This window comes from Paenibacillus sp. 79R4 (genome assembly GCF_013393165.1).
Taxonomy (GTDB): Bacteria; Bacillota; Bacilli; order Paenibacillales; family Paenibacillaceae; genus Fontibacillus.
In genome coordinates, this window is sequence record NZ_QJOT01000005.1 from 14,233 (window position 1) to 34,861 (window position 20,629).

General features: G+C 41.2%; 33 protein-coding genes. 5 read left to right on the top strand and 28 right to left on the bottom strand.

All coding sequences use genetic code 11. The features are described 5' to 3' along the window. Window position 1: 1 nt before the first annotated feature. The 3 genes from DMN77_RS08035 to DMN77_RS08045 all read right to left on the bottom strand — a co-directional run bounded on the left by DMN77_RS08035 (window position 2) and on the right by DMN77_RS08045 (window position 2,411). Window positions 2-1,294: a PBSX family phage terminase large subunit gene (locus DMN77_RS08035; protein WP_179014356.1), complete on the bottom strand. Its 1,293-nt coding sequence runs from the start codon at window positions 1,292-1,294 to the stop codon at window positions 2-4. Next, on the bottom strand, window positions 1,291-2,040 hold the full coding sequence (terS, locus tag DMN77_RS08040) for a phage terminase small subunit (RefSeq protein ID WP_179014358.1): 750 nt from the start codon (window positions 2,038-2,040) through the stop codon (window positions 1,291-1,293). The genes DMN77_RS08035 and terS overlap by 4 nt, the downstream gene beginning before the upstream one ends. Window positions 2,041-2,102: 62 nt before the next feature. Continuing rightward, on the bottom strand, window positions 2,103-2,411 hold the full coding sequence (locus DMN77_RS08045) for a hypothetical protein (protein WP_068779651.1): 309 nt from the start codon (window positions 2,409-2,411) through the stop codon (window positions 2,103-2,105). Window positions 2,412-2,497: 86 nt separating this feature from the next. Here DMN77_RS08045 and DMN77_RS08050 point away from each other — a divergent pair, with 86 nt between their 5' ends. Continuing rightward, complete coding sequence (locus DMN77_RS08050) at window positions 2,498-2,767, top strand: DUF3892 domain-containing protein (protein ID WP_179014360.1); 270 nt, start codon at window positions 2,498-2,500, stop codon at window positions 2,765-2,767. 517 nt (window positions 2,768-3,284) lie between these two features. On the opposite strand, the gene DMN77_RS08055 is transcribed toward DMN77_RS08050, so the two are convergent. The 20 genes from DMN77_RS08055 to DMN77_RS08150 form a co-directional block, all read right to left on the bottom strand. Continuing rightward, complete coding sequence (locus DMN77_RS08055; protein WP_179014361.1) at window positions 3,285-3,722, bottom strand: ArpU family phage packaging/lysis transcriptional regulator; 438 nt, start codon at window positions 3,720-3,722, stop codon at window positions 3,285-3,287. 216 nt (window positions 3,723-3,938) lie between these two features. Further along, complete coding sequence (locus DMN77_RS08060) at window positions 3,939-4,139, bottom strand: hypothetical protein (protein WP_179014363.1); 201 nt, start codon at window positions 4,137-4,139, stop codon at window positions 3,939-3,941. A 35-nt stretch (window positions 4,140-4,174) separates the two neighbouring features. After that, window positions 4,175-4,384: a hypothetical protein gene (locus tag DMN77_RS08065; RefSeq protein WP_179014365.1), complete on the bottom strand. Its 210-nt coding sequence runs from the start codon at window positions 4,382-4,384 to the stop codon at window positions 4,175-4,177. A 14-nt stretch (window positions 4,385-4,398) separates the two neighbouring features. Then, on the bottom strand, window positions 4,399-4,644 hold the full coding sequence (locus DMN77_RS08070) for a hypothetical protein (RefSeq protein ID WP_179014366.1): 246 nt from the start codon (window positions 4,642-4,644) through the stop codon (window positions 4,399-4,401). A 219-nt stretch (window positions 4,645-4,863) separates the two neighbouring features. Then, window positions 4,864-5,046 (bottom strand): DUF7167 family protein, encoded by a 183-nt coding sequence (locus DMN77_RS08075; RefSeq protein WP_179014368.1) that lies wholly within the window; start codon window positions 5,044-5,046, stop codon window positions 4,864-4,866. Window positions 5,047-5,325: 279 nt separating this feature from the next. Beyond that, a complete protein-coding gene (locus DMN77_RS08080; RefSeq protein WP_179014369.1) occupies window positions 5,326-6,177 on the bottom strand; it encodes a hypothetical protein in 852 nt (283 codons plus the stop codon). Between the two features lie 18 nt (window positions 6,178-6,195). After that, complete coding sequence (locus tag DMN77_RS08085; protein ID WP_179014371.1) at window positions 6,196-7,008, bottom strand: DNA adenine methylase; 813 nt, start codon at window positions 7,006-7,008, stop codon at window positions 6,196-6,198. A gap of 331 nt (window positions 7,009-7,339) precedes the next feature. After that, window positions 7,340-7,756 carry a hypothetical protein gene (locus tag DMN77_RS08090; RefSeq protein ID WP_256872298.1) on the bottom strand — a complete coding sequence of 139 codons (417 nt, stop codon included), beginning with the start codon at window positions 7,754-7,756 and terminating at the stop codon, window positions 7,340-7,342. Beyond that, entirely contained in the window at window positions 7,753-8,124 is a 372-nt protein-coding gene (locus DMN77_RS08095) for a hypothetical protein (protein ID WP_179014372.1), read from the bottom strand. Before DMN77_RS08095 ends, DMN77_RS08090 begins: the two co-directional genes overlap by 4 nt. After that, window positions 8,121-8,498: a hypothetical protein gene (locus DMN77_RS08100; RefSeq protein WP_179014374.1), complete on the bottom strand. Its 378-nt coding sequence runs from the start codon at window positions 8,496-8,498 to the stop codon at window positions 8,121-8,123. The genes DMN77_RS08095 and DMN77_RS08100 overlap by 4 nt, the downstream gene beginning before the upstream one ends. Before the next feature lie 167 nt (window positions 8,499-8,665). Beyond that, window positions 8,666-9,124: a hypothetical protein gene (locus DMN77_RS08105; RefSeq protein ID WP_179014375.1), complete on the bottom strand. Its 459-nt coding sequence runs from the start codon at window positions 9,122-9,124 to the stop codon at window positions 8,666-8,668. A gap of 16 nt (window positions 9,125-9,140) precedes the next feature. Beyond that, entirely contained in the window at window positions 9,141-9,500 is a 360-nt protein-coding gene (locus tag DMN77_RS08110; RefSeq protein ID WP_179014377.1) for a hypothetical protein, read from the bottom strand. Window positions 9,501-9,682: 182 nt separating this feature from the next. Then, window positions 9,683-10,198: a hypothetical protein gene (locus DMN77_RS08115; protein ID WP_179014379.1), complete on the bottom strand. Its 516-nt coding sequence runs from the start codon at window positions 10,196-10,198 to the stop codon at window positions 9,683-9,685. Then, on the bottom strand, window positions 10,195-10,491 hold the full coding sequence (locus DMN77_RS08120) for a hypothetical protein (RefSeq protein WP_179014381.1): 297 nt from the start codon (window positions 10,489-10,491) through the stop codon (window positions 10,195-10,197). The genes DMN77_RS08115 and DMN77_RS08120 overlap by 4 nt, the downstream gene beginning before the upstream one ends. 333 nt (window positions 10,492-10,824) lie before the next feature. After that, window positions 10,825-11,544 carry an ATP-binding protein gene (locus DMN77_RS08125; protein ID WP_179014382.1) on the bottom strand — a complete coding sequence of 240 codons (720 nt, stop codon included), beginning with the start codon at window positions 11,542-11,544 and terminating at the stop codon, window positions 10,825-10,827. Window positions 11,545-11,605: 61 nt separating this feature from the next. Continuing rightward, window positions 11,606-12,481, bottom strand: a complete 876-nt coding sequence (locus DMN77_RS23620) for a hypothetical protein (protein ID WP_218652901.1) — start codon at window positions 12,479-12,481, stop codon at window positions 11,606-11,608. Window positions 12,482-12,492: 11 nt separating this feature from the next. Next, a complete protein-coding gene (locus DMN77_RS08135; protein WP_179014384.1) occupies window positions 12,493-12,828 on the bottom strand; it encodes an HNH endonuclease in 336 nt (111 codons plus the stop codon). Continuing rightward, window positions 12,829-13,215 carry a hypothetical protein gene (locus tag DMN77_RS08140; protein WP_179014385.1) on the bottom strand — a complete coding sequence of 129 codons (387 nt, stop codon included), beginning with the start codon at window positions 13,213-13,215 and terminating at the stop codon, window positions 12,829-12,831. A gap of 12 nt (window positions 13,216-13,227) precedes the next feature. After that, the gene (ssb, locus tag DMN77_RS08145; protein ID WP_179014387.1) at window positions 13,228-13,656 is read right to left on the bottom strand and encodes a single-stranded DNA-binding protein; all 429 of its coding nucleotides are present in this window, start codon (window positions 13,654-13,656) and stop codon (window positions 13,228-13,230) included. Next, window positions 13,649-14,275 (bottom strand): ERF family protein, encoded by a 627-nt coding sequence (locus DMN77_RS08150; RefSeq protein ID WP_179014388.1) that lies wholly within the window; start codon window positions 14,273-14,275, stop codon window positions 13,649-13,651. Before DMN77_RS08150 ends, ssb begins: the two co-directional genes overlap by 8 nt. Before the next feature lie 951 nt (window positions 14,276-15,226). Between DMN77_RS08150 and DMN77_RS08155 the strand changes: the two genes are divergently transcribed. Then, window positions 15,227-15,874 (top strand): hypothetical protein, encoded by a 648-nt coding sequence (locus tag DMN77_RS08155; protein ID WP_179014390.1) that lies wholly within the window; start codon window positions 15,227-15,229, stop codon window positions 15,872-15,874. A 156-nt stretch (window positions 15,875-16,030) separates the two neighbouring features. Here the strand turns inward: DMN77_RS08155 and DMN77_RS08160 are convergent, their stop codons facing one another. Next, window positions 16,031-16,675 carry a Rha family transcriptional regulator gene (locus tag DMN77_RS08160; RefSeq protein WP_179014392.1) on the bottom strand — a complete coding sequence of 215 codons (645 nt, stop codon included), beginning with the start codon at window positions 16,673-16,675 and terminating at the stop codon, window positions 16,031-16,033. 88 nt (window positions 16,676-16,763) lie between these two features. Here DMN77_RS08160 and DMN77_RS08165 point away from each other — a divergent pair, with 88 nt between their 5' ends. Beyond that, window positions 16,764-16,970 carry a hypothetical protein gene (locus tag DMN77_RS08165; RefSeq protein ID WP_179014393.1) on the top strand — a complete coding sequence of 69 codons (207 nt, stop codon included), beginning with the start codon at window positions 16,764-16,766 and terminating at the stop codon, window positions 16,968-16,970. On the opposite strand, the gene DMN77_RS08170 is transcribed toward DMN77_RS08165, so the two are convergent. The 4 genes from DMN77_RS08170 to DMN77_RS08185 are packed head-to-tail and all read right to left on the bottom strand — an operon-like array spanning window position 16,960 to window position 17,992. Continuing rightward, window positions 16,960-17,124 (bottom strand): hypothetical protein, encoded by a 165-nt coding sequence (locus tag DMN77_RS08170; RefSeq protein ID WP_179014395.1) that lies wholly within the window; start codon window positions 17,122-17,124, stop codon window positions 16,960-16,962. The genes DMN77_RS08165 and DMN77_RS08170 overlap by 11 nt on opposite strands. Before the next feature lie 23 nt (window positions 17,125-17,147). Further along, entirely contained in the window at window positions 17,148-17,522 is a 375-nt protein-coding gene (locus tag DMN77_RS08175) for a hypothetical protein (protein WP_179014396.1), read from the bottom strand. A gap of 13 nt (window positions 17,523-17,535) precedes the next feature. After that, window positions 17,536-17,697, bottom strand: coding sequence for a hypothetical protein (locus tag DMN77_RS08180; RefSeq protein ID WP_179014398.1), 162 nt, complete (start codon window positions 17,695-17,697; stop codon window positions 17,536-17,538). Between the two features lie 28 nt (window positions 17,698-17,725). Next, the gene (locus tag DMN77_RS08185) at window positions 17,726-17,992 is read right to left on the bottom strand and encodes an XRE family transcriptional regulator (RefSeq protein WP_179014399.1); all 267 of its coding nucleotides are present in this window, start codon (window positions 17,990-17,992) and stop codon (window positions 17,726-17,728) included. 205 nt (window positions 17,993-18,197) lie between these two features. On the opposite strand from DMN77_RS08185, the gene DMN77_RS24205 reads away from it, so the two are divergent. Together DMN77_RS24205 and DMN77_RS08195 are read left to right on the top strand one after the other, a co-directional pair. Further along, complete coding sequence (locus DMN77_RS24205; RefSeq protein ID WP_179014401.1) at window positions 18,198-19,124, top strand: S24 family peptidase; 927 nt, start codon at window positions 18,198-18,200, stop codon at window positions 19,122-19,124. A gap of 10 nt (window positions 19,125-19,134) precedes the next feature. Then, window positions 19,135-20,622 carry a recombinase family protein gene (locus tag DMN77_RS08195; RefSeq protein WP_179014403.1) on the top strand — a complete coding sequence of 496 codons (1,488 nt, stop codon included), beginning with the start codon at window positions 19,135-19,137 and terminating at the stop codon, window positions 20,620-20,622. The last annotated feature ends 7 nt before the right edge of the window (window positions 20,623-20,629 follow it).

A 20,629-nucleotide genomic window follows, 5' to 3' on the forward strand; every position in this document is an offset into this window, starting at 1 on the left:
GTTATCTCACCCCCAGTTTATATTTATCTCCAACCGTTACTGTATATCCTTTAAGGTCAGCTACTTCATAATCATCAAGTGCATACCAAATAGCCGAAAACGTATGCGGATCAATATTGAATTCATCTTCAATAATTTCTCCGTCCTTATTTACGGCGTATGTCAGGTCCTTTAACTCCGATATGGTATTCGTACAGTTACTGGAACATATTATTTTTTTGAACCGCTTAATCTTTTTAGTATACTGCGCTCTCGATCCTTGGAACTTCTTAGCTGGCTGCATATTAAATCCCATTTGTCGATAAAATGCGATTGTTTTTGGCTCTGCACTATCTGCCCGAATAAGTTCCCTCGTCTTTTTAAACTCTATAATCTCAGTTGCTGTTCTATCATCTGTCATCTTGTTTTTGTAATACTCCCAATGGATGTATAGGATTTTCTCCTTATGATCTACAACCACTCTTAATAAAGCGTTATAAGAGTCTTCAAATCCGAAGTCCATTCCTACACGCTTCACAGGGCTTTTAATCTGTGATATTGCTTCCATAACTTTATCATGTGACCGTTCTTCAAACTGAGGCAATACCAATCTACCATTCACACCAAATCGGCCTTTGCGGGCGATTCTATACAAATCAGGGTCATGTATTTGCAACTCGTCCAACTGTTCTATATAGCTCAATGGAAGAAATAAATTATCGTCAGCAACCGAATGATGATAATAAGTGTTCTTAACAATTACAACCCGATCCCGGTATAGTTCTTCGTCATCAAGAACGACATTCATCTTGTCCTTAAAGAAGAACTTGTAACACCAGTTGGACGTACTCACTGGATTTGTGGATAGGATCATATGCAACGGCAACTTAGGATGACGCAGACGCCCTATAAGCTCCTTAAAGCCAGCATACTTCACTTCCGAACACTCTTCTATCCAAATGATAGATACGTTGTGAATGGATTTTAGCTTTGCTGGTTTATCCATCCCTTTGAAAATTATCCTGCTGCCGTTTGGGAACCTGATGTGCATTGGTGACGACATGGGCCTAACTTTGCCCTCTAGTCCTAAATCAATAATGATTTCTTCCAACAAAGAAAATGTTGAATCTCGATGAGTATCGTATACCTCACGAACAACTAGGGCCGTTCTCTTCTCTTCCAGCAGCTTAAGTATTAATTTAAGTGCAACATGATAGCTTTTTGAAGATCCGTAACCACCAACGAGAAAATAGAATTTATGTTGCCAATCAAACAAGAAATCCTCAAAGTGTGGGTTTACCTCTTTTTCTGTCATGAGCGTTCACCCTTGCGCTTAATCACGATTTCGATCGGTTTATCGTCATCCTTAGTTGCCTGTTGTTCCAGTAACGCAACCTCGCCTTTGATCTTCTTGATTCTAAGCTGCTGTTCCTCGTCTGCGTTGCCTTGACGACACATATCCTCATATTGCTTAATAAGGCTTTGCAACGTACTCATGGCCCTACTCTGAGCCGTTAGGAAAGTCGCTTGTTTATCCCATGCAAATTGGATTTCCCATTCTTCTTTTTCTGATGAGAAACCATCAGTATCCACCGTTTCAGTCTTTTTGACTTCCTTGGTCATGTCTTCTTTATCCCGAACGTACATAATCTGCTGCGCCCGGATAATCGCTGTGTATTGGATCGTTATTTGATCCCAAAGCATATCAAGCGGCGAACGTTCGGCCAACTGCTCCATTATTTCAAGCGCATCCTCGGGAAAGTACTTCCTGAAGAATCCATGAGTAACGGCATTATCGTTTCCTTTTGGCGCGCCACCTTCGTTGCCTACAGCATTCTTATTGCCTTTAGGAGCGCCTGGGCCGCGTTTAGTAACGTTACCATTACTTATAGGAGCGTTACCTTTTAAATCGTCATCCCATTTGTCTTGACTCTTCCACTTTCTTACTTGTGATTCGGTTAGTCCAAGCTCTGCGGCCACATCCTTTAATTTCATATCGCCGCCACTTCCTAACCACAATTCCCTCGCTTTATTTCTATTTGGGCTTCGCGCTCTTGCCATCAGATCACCTCCACCACCTCCAGCATTTGGTTAGTGTTGTTTTGTAAAATAAAAAAAGCCGCCTATTGGCGACTAATCAGATTTTCTAATTCCGAAGCAGGTCTCCATAATGACAACTCATGCGCCCACTTTCGGAACCATTCTTCGTCTTTTATTTGCAAAGATAAATCAATTAAGGCTGGGATATCATCCGGAGATAGAACTACGTCTTTATCATCATGAGTCCAGACTTCTGAAATTGGTCTGGTAATAGTCCCGTACCTTTGTGGAATGGTAACAAAAATGTCTACCCAATCTCCAGCCATATCTGTGATAAAGCCTGTTATTTTATTTCCGTTATGTGCTGTAAAGATCCAATCTCCTAAATCCAAGAGTAATCCTCCTCTTTTTGAGATATTCTATTGAAACCTATTCCAAAATATGCCGTATAGGTATTTGGAAGGAGGTGGAAGGTTAAATGGCGTCTCATGTAGTTGCAATTAGCATGTCAGATAATTCATCAACATCAACAGAACACATCGAAAAAATAAAATTATCTGACGGAACCATCGAAACCCGCGAACAGGCTGTTAAGTACATCGATTCTAACTTCGAGTACTATTACACCACTTCTGCAGGTTCTCATGCCGTAGTGGAGTCCGTCCATCCGACTGGACGAGCCCCTTATATCCGGACAAAAGGCAATTCAACAACCAAAGATAATCTCTTAAGTCTGCCGCGATTCTAAGTTCCATCACCCGAAACAGCCCCCATCTAGGGCTGTTTTTCTTTTCAAATAAAATTACCGCCACCCGAAGGCAGCGGCTATAAAAAGGTTAGAATTACCGTATTAAAGATGTGGGCAAGGATTTGCACCTTGCATGATGCTCTACCTTATTCGAGTGATCAAGCCGCTAAGTTGCGATCTTGGCAGCTGGAGCATCCACTCGCCAGCGTCTACTTATTCCGCCACCACATCAATCGGTCTCTGACTCTCGCTCGCTTATTCGACTGTCTATCTTGGTAAATGCCCCACACCGGGCAACACGAACTCATATCGGGCTGCCCTGGAGGTCCGGGAATTGCTCAGGAACTTATCACCACCAAATAAAAAAGGCCAGCATATGCCAGCCATATCACTAAGGTATTTACCTCTGTGGTGTCCTTTATTCAATTTCCCACACTACAATCATAACACGGTTTTTTTAGAAAATTCTGACTTTATCCTGCCATAAAACTGACAAAAAAGGGCCATAGAAATTGTCTCATTCTTTCAGTACAATTAACCCCAATGCTGTAGCCAATCTGTAGATCGCGTATGACTTTATTCTCTTGTAATGTCTATAGCTGTATCCGATCTCGTCAGCTACTTCATAATCCCACATTTCCTCGGTGTTCAGGTACTTGGTGCGGATGATTAATTGCTGTCTTTTAGGCAATCTGTTTACAGCCTTTTCTACTCTTTCAATGTGAGCTTTACGCCTGCGCTGCTCGTCCACGTTTTGGATTGCTATATCCGATGTCTGATCGCTGATGTTACTACCTCGCGGCATATCGCTGTATCCTGCTGTTAATGATGGCTCAATTGGGATGTATTCTGTTACTCTGTATTCCCTAGCGTCTTTAAGATAGTTTTCTACGGCTGCCGTCGTTGCCTTTTCATCCACTTTGTAAATGTCCATTACCATCTGTTGCGCACCCATTCAATCACCCCATTTGCACTATTTTACGCGATATTTTATATAACACGCGAAATTTTGATCATTTATTTGTATTATACTACATATCTTTCTTTTGTTTCGTGACCAACCTATACCTTATATAGTTATTTGCTACGTTTTCTATTACTACTAAAGCAATTATTATCAGGATAAAGGTTAGTATCGGATGTTCAATGGCATACTGCATAGTATCACCCCTTACATAAAATCAAATATTTCTGTCTGCCCTTCTTTTACATACTCACTCTTGTCCACTATCAGACCGTCTTCTAGCCACTTCTTAGGCGCTTCCTTCGACCATTGAGGCCATATCATTTCCCCAACTCTATGACGCTTTGGTTCAATCTCCTGCGCCTTCTGACTCCACACCCAGTGCGACTGTGCAGTTACCAATTCCAAACTAATACCTCCCTGTATTGTCTTAGCTTGTACGGTCATACGTTTCGCTCCCTCCCATAAGCTTCATCCAGTATAATCTTTGCTTTTATACCTGTATGCCAAGCGGCAGATCCTTTTCTGGTGTTCAGACCGAATGTTTCAAGTCCTTCCAAACCCTCTCTTAATACTTCTTCCGCGGGTCTCTTTGGTTTTACTGGTTCCGGTTCCTTCGGAAGATTGATTTTATCCTCCCACCACTTTGTCATGGACTATTCCTCCCCTAATAACTCTCTTCTCCGTCTCCAGTTAGCGCATCTTGAACATAGGAATAAAAATCGTCAGCTTCTTCTTTTGTTCCTTGCTCTTCTATCCGTATCCATTCATCGGCTATTTCGCATAAAGCCTCTGCATTGCTCATTAACCAATTAAAATCAGACTGAGTAACTGTTACTTCATATCCTTGCTCAGTTTTACTCAACTTCTTTTCTTTCGTAATCCTTCGGCACCGCTGCATATAATCTCTCATATCTTGTATCCCTCCTTTGGTTTCTTCTTGCAGCTAGGACATACCCATCCATGTTCTTTCGTCTTTCTCCAACCGCTTTTAGTAAATTCTTTCGCGGCGAACGTTTTGCTTATCGTGGAAACTTGCTCCCATTTGGAACATTTACCGCACCACACTGTAAATTCACTTGAAATATATCCGATCACTGTGTATCCCTCCTGGTATGGATAGGAGAGGCGTTTAAACCTCTTCCCATCCTCCGTCAATATTTCCGTTCCAAAGCCACTCTTCCCAATGTTCATTAATTACCTTCACTCTTTCGTCTTCGTTCAGCCCTTCTAGGTCTTCATCAGGCACTTCAACAGTTTCCTCAGCTCTACTCCCCACATACTTGGTGCTTACGTTAAATATAAACTTTGCCATTCTTATCGCTCCTTTATAGGACAGAGTCAGGGTTATGACTCTATCCTGATAATAAAATCTTTATACGGCCCCCGGCTTACGCCTAAGCTGATTCGTTCGGATCGATGGCCTTCGGCCAATTAATCAGCGCTATATTTCAACTCGGTTACTTCAGCTTCGCAATCTTCATCAGTCATAGTTTCAAGAAGTGATTCTTCATATCCGATCTCACGTAACAATTGTCTATCACTCATTTGAGCATTCTCCTTTGGTTTATTTGATGGCCTTCGGCCTAGTGCATCATGCAGTAATAACTTTCTCCACAATGTCGTCAACATCCCCGAAGCAGCCACATCCACCGATATCAAATAAGTCTATCTGGCAGGCCACGTCTTCATTTTTGCGCTCGATTTCTTCGATTTGCTCCCGGTATTCCTTCAAACTCAAATACCGTAACTTGCCGTTGATTGTCTGACGTAGGAAGGGAACTCGCTTGCCTAGAACTGCGAATAGTTCCTCCTGTTTTTGTTCGTGGTATGCGTACCGCTCAGGCATCGTCTTGAGCAACGTATAAAACTGACCAAGCCCAGCCTTAACACAAAATCCGCCGCAATTGTTGTGCGCAAAGCCAAGATCATAAAGACGTGGGCGCTTTAGTCCGAGAGATTCGGACCACTGGCACATTTCCTCTTTGGTCATGTAAGGTGCATCCATCATCGGAAACTCAACGTTATATGGCTCCCAAAACCGCTTGTTTTTAACAGCCCGGTGCGCCTCTGTCCAGTCAATTCCGATATAAAGCGTAACTTCTTCCGGCTTGAAATGATCTTCAATCCACTTCCGCGCCATCTCACGCTTTAATATCCGACTGCACGGATCAACACGGCTATTGCCCATATACCGACTATCTTCAAATGTGCGCCATATATCTTTGCCAGCCGACACCCATTCGAGATTTCCTCCGATTAGCGCCGCACCCTCGCGTAAGAATCTATATGCATCATCGTCCTCACCACGATGCGGATGGTTATCGTTAAGCTTTTTTGTATCGGTAAATAGTTGGATAATGTTATCAGTTCCATATTTTTCGGCTACACGCATTCCGGTTGCCCAACTACCGATTCCAGCGGAGTTAAATACGATGTGTTTCAATCTTCTTTCATCTCCCCTCTATAACATCATTGCAATTTGCCCTACTTGATTAGCAGCAACAGGATTTATCCAAAGAACTTCTGTGCGTGGTTGTCCTCTATCTGCGGTTGCTTTTCTCGTTTCACGTTTCCAGTGATTAAGACGGTCATCATACATTTGATGCGCATATCCAGATAAGATCACCGGACCAGGATGCGCGTCTAATGCTTCCAGCATTTCTAAATGGTCATTCTCATTCATTTCATGGCGGTATAACCGTTTTGATCGAGTGGATAAGATATACGGAGGATCCGCATAGACCAATACATCTGGTTGTTTGTATCGTTCTAATATCTGTAAGGCTGGCTGATTTTCTATTTGAACATCCTTCAGCCTGTTTGCAACCTCTATTATTTCGACAGGAATATCTTGCCATTGTTTAGGCCAAATCTTATTCGGCGCTTTATCATACTGTATATTGCTTCTCCATCCTGTTCTATCGCTCGTTTTCGCTCCAATAGCTTGCCAGCAACGGACAAGGAACCTTCTTGCTCTTTCAAGATCACAGCCTATTGATTCATATGAATCGTAGTACTCTTCTCTTGAATATGGAGTCCATTGGATTAGATAGGCCAGTTCATCAGGTTTGTCCCGAACCACTCGGAAGAGATTCACTACATCGCCGTCAATGTCATTTATCGTTTCAAGCGCAGATGGTCTTTTCCGAAAAAATACGGCACCGGATCCGAAATACGGTTCTAGGTATGTCGTATGTTGTGGCATTTGATCAATTATCCAGTCTGTCATGCTCCACTTTGCACCCGGGTAATTTAATATGCGTGGTATACTCACTGTTTCCTCTCTCCTCTGCTGTATCTACTCTTCTATGACAGTTTTTTTACAAAATACACCTCTACCAAATACCACACTCGCATATTAAAATGTCATTGAGGTGATATAAATGCGAATCGAAACAAGTATGTTTGCTAAACAACATATGGATTATATAAAAACCGCCCCCGCTGAAATGCTTGAATTTGATACAATCTTTGACCACATGTATTTTTACTTAATCTCAGTGGTAGGACTGATCCCATCGACTGCGAAGGACATTGTGGATGACTTTAAATCCGATCTTTTGGCTCAACCTGACCTTAATTGATGCTCTATAGCCGTATAGGGGCTAACTATTGCGCGTTAACAATGACAAATCATAACCCGATTCAATAAATCTTATCGTTAGCTTTCGGTTGACATCATTACCTAATCGATCATATATTTCGTACATTTCATCTTTGCTAAAATTGGTCTTCAGCAACTCATTGAAACAGTTCAAAACTAATGGCGACCAGTATCTATTCAAACCTTCTGCAATCGGCCTAGATAACCAAGCAAACATTTTGCATTTGAAATCCAACTCCGTTTCTACTTCATCCAAACGGAAATATACGTTGTTTCTAGGCTCCAGAATTATTTCGTTGTTGTGATTTATGAATGATTTTGGGAATACATGTAGTGCACGATTAATAATGCTCTTTAAAGCAATTTCGTTGTTCAACTTCTCGACTTCTAATGCCTTGTTTACATCCTCTATACTCATTCCCTATCACCCTTTCTCAATACTCTGTACGCAATGCCTAAAGCGTCACCCATCGCATAGCATTCCGGTATTTTTCGGGCATATTTGTCATATAAACCTCTATCTGCAAAGTACAAAGAGTGCCAAATATCACTTCTACCTGAAAGATGTTTTCCAAATAAGTTCTTGCTATAATCCATCTGAAATTCCCTATAGTCTGGGTTTCTGAACATTGCCCAAATCTTCCCGATATGTCTCATATGATGCCAAGCTACGTATGTCTCAAGCAGAAGCATTGCTAACGCCTTGTTATCCTCGCATCTTTCCAACAACTCACTTTTAAATTCGATCCTTGATTGTTTGTATCTCCGCTTTAGGATTTTACTCATTCCTTATCACCTTCCCCTAAAACATCGTCAATTAGCTCTATCGCCCTGTCACAATAGCTTGTCACTTCCCAAGGGCGTTCCCCATGCGCTTCGATCACCTGGATACTATCCTTTGCATCTTCTAGTGCTTTACGTGTTCTTTTATGTTCATCATGCGCAGCCAGGAACATAAATCTTGCTTTTTCCGCTTCCCGATACCAATACATTGCATCATCTTCAAACTTCTTTATGGTTGCGTCCTTCTCGGTAAGCTCGGATTGAACTTGTTCCAGTTCGATTACTATCTCTTGGGCGTCCATCCAATGCAAGCTTCCAAAGTCCCTGTATCTTTGCTTCAATTGTTCCAAGCGTTCTTTAGTCAGTCTTTCTTTCATCCCTTTTACCTCTCCCCTCTATGATTGCTAAGAACGAAATTCCCTTTTTCGTTGCTGTTTAATGGTCGTTCAAATATATGTCCGCAAGTGTAATAGGCGTATAAAGCTGAAGCGTATTTGTAATCACCTTTGCCGCACCAACACTTTTTTGGTTTATCCATGTTTATTCATCCTTTCAGGTGGGATAAAGCAGTACGGATAGATTCCAATTCATCGCCTTCCATGTTGTTATCAAAGAAGTTATCCCACGGTTCTCCGTCTCCGTTTTGATGCCAGTTATGAACTGTTAATCCTTCTCCGTAAAACTCCATCATTGCGCCAATGAATCTTTCTGCTTTTTCCAGAGCTTTTATAGCGGTATCGTGGTTTTCCCGTAGTCGGTCATATTCGGATAGGAGATAGGCTATGTCAGCCCAACTATTTTGTAAGAATGACTCGTCATCCATTCCTGGTTCTTGCCCTCTGAACTCTTCATATCCTGACCGACCGCCAAACGATATAATTTTTGAATCCTTTCCATACATTCCATATTCGTTGTAAAATAATTTGAAGATATACGGCCCTTCTGTTGCTTCCTTGTGTCTATCTCTTATCTCTTCTATCTTTGGGTCTATATTGTTACTCATGGGGGTATTAGCCTCCTTAATTCAACTCGTAATTGTATTCTGGATACTCTAATGCAAAGTAAGTAGGGCTGTTATCAGCTTCCGCAACCAAAAATCCACATCGCATACAATAGCTTCTCACCCACAACTCCGGGTAATCAGCCATGTTCCCGGTTGACCTTGTTTCATCGCATCCACATTTTGGACAAAAGTAATCAGAGAGCAATGAACCTTCTGGATACGGTCGTTGTTCGACAACAACAGCAGCTAAGCGTTCATTTAATTTGCGTTTGTTCATCTTCCTGCCAAGGATATATTTTTTTGTTTTTCGAGATACCCAATTGATAGACTCATGCTTACAGTAGTATTTATAATGGCTCCATCTTGTCCGTTTCATTGGTTAGCCTCCTTAAAATTTAGTATTTTCATCCGAAAACTAAGATTTACATTCGCACGCTGCCCTGTGAGCCTGTATAAGCTCCTTTAGTTTGTATCCTTCCGTTTATACTCTTGTGTGTTTATAACGTCTGTACGGCGCTCATATTAGCTGTGGAGGTGCTTTATACTACCTTCCTAGATTTAGCTTTGTTTTTTCTGAGGCTCTAGAATCGCTTGTATGACTTCCTGCTGGTATTTGGTTGTAAATACTCCTGTGCGGACTGATCGCGCAATCTGAGCCAAAACAAAGCCATCTCGTACGTTGTTAGAAGGATGCTCAAAGCCCCAGTGTTTGAAAATCGGTAAAACCATGTTGTCTTTTGCTGTGTTTCCGTTGCCTGTGGCAAATTTTTTGACTTGGCTTGGCGATACCTCTAACCACGTTCGATTTTCGCGATATAGTTCTAGGCGAATCGCATGACCAAGGCCGTATTGAAAATCAACGCCCTTACCCTTAGAACCAAAGCTAAATCCCTCAATCGCAATAACATCTCCAAATTCTAGTTCGCTTAAAATTTCCGTCACAATGAAGTCTATCTTTTCTGTCTTATCCTCTGCGCTTGATGTGATTTCAAAACCATCCAAAAAGTTTCCATCCTTGTCCAATATCGTTAAACCAGTCTGTCCGCTTGGGTCGATTCCTACGAATCTAGTCATTTATTTCTTCCTCCCCTTGTAGGTTGTAATGCATATGTTCCGCCTTTAATCTCGTAAATTGTTACAGTTCCATTTCTGATCTTCCTTACAATGGCTTGATGCTTGTCACCTTCTTCAAGCTTCTTCCACGGCGATTTCTGCCTGATCAACTCGAATAGTTGGCGATTGTTAATTCCTTTTGAATAAAATAGGCTTGCTTCATCCAGCAACTTAAACCTATGCATCCTGCAGACTGGCACTTTTGCAAAAGTTGCATTCGCCATTTCATCGCATCCAGGTATATTACATTGCATTTTTGCGGCCCTCCCTCTGCTCTGCTATTTGTTCAAACATGTCTATCAATCTATCTCGCATGAATCTTTCGCGAAACTCGCCGGGTATCTGGCAGGCTGATGCTTCGGTGGACATTTTAGCCATGATGCCGTCGGCACGTTGAAAACATTCAAAGAGTCGATATTCAAGAGATTCAAATATCTCCGTCATTTCTTTTTGCTATGCCGTTTCTTGGTAACGTCTCCGATCCTCTTTACTTGTTGCCATTTACCATCATTCCTTGCTTGTATTGCAGTTCGGCGCTTGCTCTGATCCGGTCAGCCCAATCACGGCTAGTGTCGTTTGCGATTTCCTCAGCCCTGCATTCGCTTGATTGCATCCTCTCTCCGTTTTGAGGTTGCTGTATTGTGATAGATGTCTGAGCTTCCAAGTATCCGGTCAAATAATCGCCCCTCTTCATCAACAATATTTTTGTATTTATCGTATAAGAGCCAGTTTTCCAGCCGTTCCAAGTTTAGATTTGAAGTGTAGTTTGTGATCTTACCTTGTCGCCCGTTAATGATCGGAAATAATATGTCGGTGTAAATCTTACTTGTAATATCCCCGGCCCCTAGCTCGTCCAAAGTAAGTAGGTCCGCGCTAACAGCCCCGTTGATGATATCAGTTAGATTAATCTTGGAATCAAATCTAGTAGCTGTTTCTGCTAGTTTTAGCAGTTGTGGAACGTCCAAGAACAAACATACAAACCCTTGATGATTTAATTCATGGTGAATGCCTGCGGCTAGATGACTCTTACCGTTACCAGGTGGGCCGAATAAGAGCAACCCCGTTTCTCTGGACTCAAACCCTTCGACAAACTCTTTAGCGCCTTTCAAACTGCTTTCTGAGCCGCTGCGTTCGATGAAGTTACTTAGCCTAGCCTGTTTAAGTCGCTCGTTCATGATGTTTCTTGAAAACACCCGTTCCATTTGTCCGCGCCGATAACGCCGCTCGCTTTCTTTCTCAGCCCTCTCATTCTCAGCTATCACACAGGCACATGCCCTTTTTAATCCCCATTGCTTTTTAAATGGCACGTAGGTTCTTCCGATCTCCTGCCTACATCCCAAGCAGCAGTATGTTCCATCGTACTGATCATCAGCGAACAAAGATGTCGTACTTCGAAGGGGCCGAAGGATCTCCGTTTTCTTGAATTGGCTTTCTAGTTCCCGGAACACTCCCGGCATTGGATTGTTGCTGAACTGCCTCTTTTGATGTTTTGGAATGGTGCTCATTGTATTGATTAGTAGTTGCTTGTCCTCTGCCGAAAGGTTCAGATTGTTTACGTCCACCCTTTGCCTCCTCCTCTTCTACTCTTTTGACAACCCAGTTTAAAATAGCTCGGTAATCACTAGCGTATTTCTTGTTATTAGCTCCTTTGTAATTGTCCAGTATTTCAATCATTCGTTTCGCCCGATCTTCCCCATGTGTTGCTGCTAACTTGTCATATTCTTCTTGGGTCAGTTTTACAAATTCAGCAAATGCAATTTTGGGTATAATATCTTTTTTAATTACTTTCTTATCATTCTTAACATTCTTATCATTCTTGTTTGTGGTTTTCTCTTGGTTATCACTTGGTTGAGACTTGGTTACGACTTGGTTATCAGCTTGGTTATCGTCTGTGTCGGAACCCTGATAAATCCCATAGTTAAGCACTGTTATTAATGTGTAGTTACTGGTTGGAGACTTGGTTAAAAAACCTAATCTCTCTAATTTGTCTAGGCATGTTCTTATTTTCATGTCTGTTACATCTTTGTCGCCACCAAACCATTCCTTGGCAATTTTGTTCCTCGACACAACCAGTTGACCGCGCTTTACCTCAACCTCAATATCCTTATATTTGTCGTACCAAACGCCATCGTCATGATTGGCGTTCAGCGCGATATAAATTGCAATAACCTTCTGGATTGCAGTGAGTCGGGAGAAAGTCTCACTCTCCATTAGTTTCCGGTGAAGCTTAATCCATCCGTCCATTTCACCACCTACTATTCATGTGCTTTCTTATAAAGCTGCTGCCGATATTCTTCAGCCCACGCCCGACCTTCTGCCGTATAATCCACCCAGTTATGACATGTGCCTGTATTAACTGCTGGACCGCATAACATGGCTATGTCGTTTGCTGTAGTACTGCCCTCGATCTTCCAGCGCCGTACAAGGTGAGCGGCTTCAAGATATCCGGTCTTATTACAACGTTCACAGCGTCCTCCTGACCGTTCTAGCGCCGTCTGATAGACATCAGGTGTAATTCGTCCGCGCATCTTGCTTGTAGGCTTACGGCGGCGATAGGATGGTTTGGAGACTGGGTTATATTCAAAGTTCATCTAGTTCACTCCTTGCTGATAATCAATGCGCAATCTCAGTTTCAAGGCGTGTAATTCCTCTGTAGTTGATACAAGGGCATTCCTCCAACGCATCATATCTTGATATAAGTCGGCTTCTTTCAGACGCATATCATGCACTGCTATTTCAGCAGCCGCCGCCTTTCCTCCGCTCGCCGATTTATAAGCCAAGGCATACTGATATTTACGATCTGCATAATGACGTTTGTAATCTCCATCAACTTGGCTTGATACTCTGCCGATATACATTACGCAATTAGATAATAGGTTAATCTTTGACATTAAAGCGCCTGGATTGTCATCAGGAAGCGCGTCGGCTTCCTGGCGCAATCTAATGATCTGTTCAAGGTAGTAATCTATATCCGCCATGACTACACCGCCTTAGAACGGCAAATCATCGTCTGATATGTCGATTGGTTTACCATCATCAGAAAATGGGTCGCTTTCGTTAGCTGATCCATTATTCGAGTGATTACTGCTTTGCCGCGATTCCCCATGTTCTAAGAATCGAACATTATCAGCTATGACCTCGGTGATATAGATTCGTTTGCCTTCGGAGTTTTCATAATTCCGCACTTGAATGCGCCCCTCTACAGCTACTAAACGCCCCTTAGCCAAGTAATTAGCGCACGCCTCAGCCGCTTGCCTCCATACAACAACGGGGATAAAATCCGCTTCGCGTTCGCCGTTTTGCGAGGTGAACGGTCTATCAACTGCCAAAGTAAATTTAGTTACTGCTATCCCGTTTGGTGTGTATTGTAGCTCTGGATCACGGGTTAATCGTCCGATTCCAACCCATCTATTAAGCATTCTCTTGTTCCTCCTTGGCCTTCTTATCTAGTAAGTTTTTAGTAAGCGCTTGTTCCATTTGCGAATAATTCCAACCGTCTTTTGTTTTCTTGGTTACCCAATCGTCAAATCCATCCAGTGAGTTATCACTTAATAGTTTCCATTTTGATTTAAGAGAAGAAGGAGGTTGTTTTGGGCCTTTGTCATCGGTTTGTTTTGGATCTCTCGTGCCAGAATTTCCGTCATCATCATCCTCAGAAGCTATACCAAGCAAGGCCGTTAAGCTGTATCTTCGACCGTAAGTTATGGCTGATCCTATACCTTGGGGATTAAAATCCTTTTCCCCGTTTTTTTTTACTTGGTGACCAGGTAATTTAAGCGGATCGGATTCAATGAACTCGCCGCTAGTGTGCATTAGTAGCGTTGTAATAGTCACTTGTTCATCTTCGGTTCCGGTGGATTGAATGTATGACAGTCCGTGCTTAGCCAGAGGCTCTGTGATAACAGATACCACCCCTTCCAATGGAACATATTTGCTATTGAAAAATGGATTATTTGTATCTTTTTTAGGCTGTTTTACTTCGCTCTGGAATTTAGATAGAGCCGCAGAAATGTTTGAAATGCTTTCACTTGTTCTCATGTCCTCTTTACAACCTCCTAAAAAATGTGTTATTGTGTCCGTAATTAATTTTGTTAAGTGTCGGAGTGATCGCTGTTGGCGCAGCGGTCATTTTTCATTTCAAGACTCTCTAACGTCTGCAAGCAGTCGTACAGCCTATCTACTGGGCCTTCTAGGAACTGATCTAAAGTTATAAGAAGTCGAATGTTTGATTCGTTCCTTATATCTGTTAGCGGTCTGACTATCTCCATGCACTCCCTGATGTAATCGAGACTCTTCACGTTTGCGCTCCCTCCTTCTTCTGTCGTATTCGTCTCTGACAACCGCATTTGGAAAAAGAAAGTATTTGCCGTCCAGACTTGTTCCGATATTCATCTCTTTTGCAAGAAGAATATCTGCGGATTCTTCGCTTACTCTCACTCTCATTCCTTGATGCATAATGGCCTATCCTCCTTATCAAGGCTCCTTGTTCACATTCCATAGCTTCCTTAGCGCAAGAATCGCAATGTGGTTGCCAGTAACTCCCCGTAAAAACTTCATATTCAGCTTCTCTTGGGCACCCGGCGCATTCAATCATGATGGCATCAACGCCAATTCCGATTCAATCCAATCTAAAGCTGCTGGGTAAATTTCAGGATCACAATCAACTCGCCCATTCAACAATCTCCAACGGTACAGCATAAGATCATATCTTCGTTTGCGTATGATCATAAAATCGTTCATTGTCATGCTCCTTTCTGAATGTAATAAATGTGTACCGGACCGGATAACTCCTTAATCTGCTTAGGTGTCATGTAATCAGTGCTAAGATTTACTCCGGGGGCTTCACGGTGGAGGAAATCAAGGCGTTGTACAAACTTGCCTTTATGCTTGGATTCATATCCCATGGCTTGTTGATCCTTTCAGGTAGGTATTTTGGCCTCTCATGTCGAATAAATGTCATTACTACTTTTTTTGAATGGGGTGTCTCTTGTGAGTGATAAAGATCCGTTTGAAAGTATCAGAAGAATGAACGAGACTGTAAGGCGCGCGATGCTTCCTGCTATTCAATTTCAGAAGCAAATTTCAACGCTTAACGTTCCTGAAATGACTCAAATGATCAAATTGGAAGAATCGATAAGATTGATGTTAAAAAATATGAATGATGATTATATGAGAGCCATCGAGGCTGCCGTCCAAACTCCCAAATACAACTTTGAATTAATAAAACCAACCATAGAAAGCTTGTCTCAACTTAAGAACTTCACTATTCCAGTACCAGATGTGATAATTCCTAAAGTTACCGACTTATGCAAATCACTAGAACCACTTCTAGAAGATGAAGAAGAAATTGAAGATTCAAGTCCGACTATTAATATCACGATCAATAACTACGTTAATGAGACTTCTTCATGGACGTGGCCCGTAATAATTTCTTTAATATTTACCATTCTTCAATTGTTGCAGCCGATTTATCAGACACATCTTGATGATGTAAAAAATCGAAAAGATTCAATTGTCCAAGATAGTCGACATGAAGAATTAATCGAAAAGTTCAACGAATTAATAAATGCTATTCCGCCTGCAATTTCTGAACATAACCACGAAGAAGAACTGCCATCTCCTCATAGTCCTGAATAACATTTTCGAATTGCTCAATTGACTGTTCATACCGTTGGTTGAGCTTTTGTCTCTCTACTGCATACCAGTAATTTAAAAATGTCACTCCCGCAAATGCGAGTATGATGATTAAGTTGATCATTTTAGTAAAAGCGGAACGCTTGTTCATTTGCCCTCCTAACCAGCCCGCCGTATCGGCTTCCAGGCTTCAACGTAATTCAAAACATCCTGCAACTCATGGCGTAATACATCTTTGTAACTTGCAACTTGCCAGCGGTCTTTGATTTCTCGGTGGATCTGCCTAAACAGTTCACCGCGCTCTGCCTTATCCGGTTCGATGGTACATACCTTTTTAGCAATTGCTTGTTGTAACCGCCGCTGCTGGCCGCTGTCTAAGGTGATTTGCTTGTCCACTTTGTGTTCAACATCATCCAGACGTTCAACAATCAATTCTTGACTTGCTAGTAAGTTATGAGTAGCTTGCATGAGTGCTTTTACCGGATCAACTGGGCGTAAACTTAATTGGTCACGCATTTTGTTAAAAGCATTGATGTACATTTCCTTAAACCGTGCTGCTTCTTTTCCGGTGTAGCCCATGACCAGAAATGAGAAACCATCTTGTGTGATGACGTATTTCGAAAGAGTACGCCCCGACCGATCTTGATATGAACTGAGTCCAAAATTGGACTGAGCGAAGTCATCACTACATTCCAATTCGCGAATATCACGAAGAACATGCTTGTGTTCTTTCCCGAAAACCTCCGCCACTGTCAAACTATCTGTCACCGTCTTGCCGTTTTCGATAAATACTAATTGATTCATATAATCAGTCCTTTCTAATAGGGTTTTGTCCTCTCTTGTCGAATATTAGTAATGTTCGATTTCTACCATAAAGAAGGGAGGTTTAAATATGTCCGATAGAACTAGATTTTTGTCGTACTCAACAACATCGAAAGCTCATCAACTAGCCATGCTCTACCTTGAAAAAAGATTTTTAAGTCAAACTCCTTCAGTAGAGTTATTTATGGACGAGTACGATGAAGCTTTAGAAAAGATTACAGAACGTCTTCATCGACCAGCGCCTAAAATTAATCCATCTCCAGGACTTAAACTTTAAGTGATTTAACCAAGTCAGATGTTGCGTTCACTACCTCCGCTAGAGCAATTAGTTCTTCGGAGGTATTCATATTTTCAGAATTACCGATCATATCAGCTCTTTTAGTAATCAGATCACAAAGCCGTCCGATTGTTTTAATTACTGTTTCTTCCATTCATCTCACCTCCTTGATTCATCTCATTGCTCCTCCTTATCTCTTTCTTCGCGATACTTATTGATAAGAGCCATTAACTCAGAATAAAATTTGCTAAGTCTATTCGGCTCGATGTTTCGGAAATTGGATGCTCTATCCTTCCGAAAGGCCAATCTAAACGCCGCATACAACCCTTGCTGATTTTGGTACCATTGACCGCATCCATCGTTATAGTCGCTCCGTAGCTTCTTCTCAAGGTCTTCACGGATGCCTATCCATTCCGGTGTATAAATCCCTTTTGAGTAAAGAGCTTGCTTCTGCGAAAATTCTTGAATTAAATCAGTTCTTACTGATTCGGTAAGCGATTCCTTTAGTTGTTCAAACTGTTCAGGTGTTAATACAATTGCATTCGGATTCATTTGGTTACTCCTTTCATATGGCTTCTTTTTTCCTTTCCCTTTCTTTTTGCAGTTCTTGAATTTCACTAAAGTGATTAACGTGGATCTTAGCCAAGACCTTATGGAGGTTTATCCATGCTCTTTCTGACATCCCTTCTGGTTTTTTTGCTTGATTATTACTAATGTTTTCAGGCATTACATCATCTCCCTTGATGTGATTGGTTTTACCCGACTTTTTTAATAAGCCCGATTAATTCCGGAGACACGACTTCTTTAACAGCAGCAACTCGAAGGGCATCAGGGTCGGTTTGCAGGATTTCTGCCAACACAATATTCACATCATCTTTTGCAGGGGGAAGTTTGTTGTTTTGCATTTTGCTCAGAATCGCACGGTCCATTTTAATCCCGTGTTTTGCAAGTCTTCTGCAAATCTGACCAAGCGATAGATCCGCTTCTTGAATTGCTTGTTTCAGCAAATCAGCATAATTCATTTTTTCACCTCACTCTCGTTGTTGAATAAACATTAACACCAAGCATGGGTAGTAAATGATTATTCACTAGTTGATGCCTTCATCATAATTCTTTTGGTAATCCAAGTCAATAAACATTTATTCACTAGTTATAATTTTCTATTGAATAATTTATCAACGGTATGGTAATATTAGTAATAGAAAATCTACTAAGGCGGTGTCTTTTGTGACGTATTCGGATTTGGTAAATGAGTACATTGAGAAAAGTGGATTAAGCTTAGGGGAAATAGCTAAGAGAATGACTGACAGAGGAATAAAAATAGATCGTTCTTATATCTCTATGTTGAAGAATAACAAGACAAAGAACCCAGCTTCGGAAGAAGTGAATAGAGCCTTCGCAGAAGTAACCGGCGGAGATCCCGAAAAACTGGTGTTTACTTCTTTTATAGATCGCGCACCAGAAACGATTAAAGCTGTATTAGAAAATATAAATGATATTGATACATACATAAGCACTCTTTTAAAGAAAGTCGGAATGGACAATACACTTTTCCAAGAACAAATCAAGGAAATGGGTAGTAACGAAATCTCCAATATTACAATCGATGATCTTATCGACGTAATGAGTTTTGAAGAAAAATTAGAGGTCCTTAAGGTTTTTATAGAAGACTCTTTCTCTCAGAATAAAACTCTAGAAAAATATATTTCTGACTTAGATCAAAAAAGATTTCATGAAAAATCTAATGTACTTCCCTTTAATTCTGAAAGTTTATTACAAATACCATTAGTCGGCAGAATCGCTGCCGGAGTTCCAATTGAACGAATTGAAAATATTGAAGGTTACACTCTTGTGGATCCTGCAATTTTAAGAGGAAAAGAAGGATTTGCCTTAACAGTTCAAGGAGACAGTATGATAGGTGATCGAATTCATGATGGGGATATGGTTATAATTGCGAAGCAGAAAGAGGTCAATCCGCACGATATTGCTGTTGTAGTCATTGATCACGAAACAGTTACATTGAAACGCGTTCGGAAAGAAGGTTCTATGTGCCTTCTCATACCATCCAACCCAACTATGCAACCAAGTCTCATCCCGGCTGAACAAGTTGAAATAATCGGAAAGGTTGTAGAGGTAAAATTCTGGCCAAAGTGAGGTGATAACCATGAAAGCGGCTATTTATATTCGTGTTTCAACTGATATGCAAGCCGAAGAAGGGTTCTCCGTTGAAGGACAACGGCAAAAGTTAGCAAGTTACGCCCAATCTCAGGACTGGACCATCTTTGATGAATACATTGATGATGGATATTCAGCTAAAGACTTGGAGCGTCCTGAAATGCAACGACTTCTCAAAAACATGGAAGAGAAAAAATTTGATGTGGTCCTGGTCTATAAATTAGATCGCCTTACTCGATCAGTAGGTGACCTCCATAAGCTATTAAAGACCTTCGATAAATACGGTGTTAAGTTCAGATCTTCAACAGAAATATTTGAAACCACCACAGCAATGGGAAGATTTTTCATCACGCTTGTAGGTGCAATGGCTGAATGGGAACGTGGAACTATTTCTGAGCGTGTGCGATTCGGAGTCGAACAAATGGTTAGAGAAGGGAAACGCCCAGGCGGCATTATACCGTACGGCTATACCCAAGATGAAGAACTTGTACAAGAAGAAGCGGAGATAATACGAGAAGCGCGGCGTTTATACCATACCGGACTTGGTTATATGTCAGTGGCATTTCAACTTAATTCAAGAGGATTGCTCCGTAGAGGGCGCGAGTGGACCGCCGCTACAGTCGAATATACTTTAGAAAACCCTTATTATGCCGGTATTATCCGATTGGGTTCTAAAACCTCCGATGGAACCTATGTGAATTCAAAACGAGACGAAAGAGTTAATTGCATATATGGTAATGGATCGCACAAACCCATATTTACAACTGAAGAATATGAAGAAACTAAGGATCTCATGAAGCGAAGGGCAACCGGGGGATACAGCAAAAATAAAATATATTGGTTTTCGGGAGTATTGCGATGTGGGCGTTGTGGAGCGGCCATGTTCGGTAGATTGACCACTAAACGATCAAAGAAATCTGGAGAAGTCGTAAGAACCCAATATTATATTTGTTCAAACAAACATGCGAATAAATCCTGTAGCATGCCAACATTTAGGCAAGTTCATATTGAACATTTAGTAAACGAGTATATTAAGAACATCATAAAAGCTGATTCTAGTATGATTGAATCAGAAATGAAGTCTTTAACAACAAAGCAAATCGATGCAGAAGATTCGGTGCAATTAGCCAAAAAGAAATTAGCGAAGGTCCTGAAACGTAAGGAAAACTGGCAATTCATGTTTGTAGAAGGGTTAATATCGAAAGAAGACATTCGTAAAAGAATCAAGAACGAGGAAGAAATTGAACAAGAACTAAGACGGAAAATTGCTGAAAGTAAAAACAATATTTCCGGATTACCTAGGCTAAAAACATTAATGAGTTACGAAGAATCTTGGCAAATTGCGAACGATGAAGAGAGGAAAGAAATTGTTTTCACGACATTTGAAAAGATAACAGTCAATACTAATTTAACAAACGTAAAAGGTGTGAAGAACAAGTACTTTGATGCCTATATTGATGGGTTGAAGTTTAACTAATATTCAA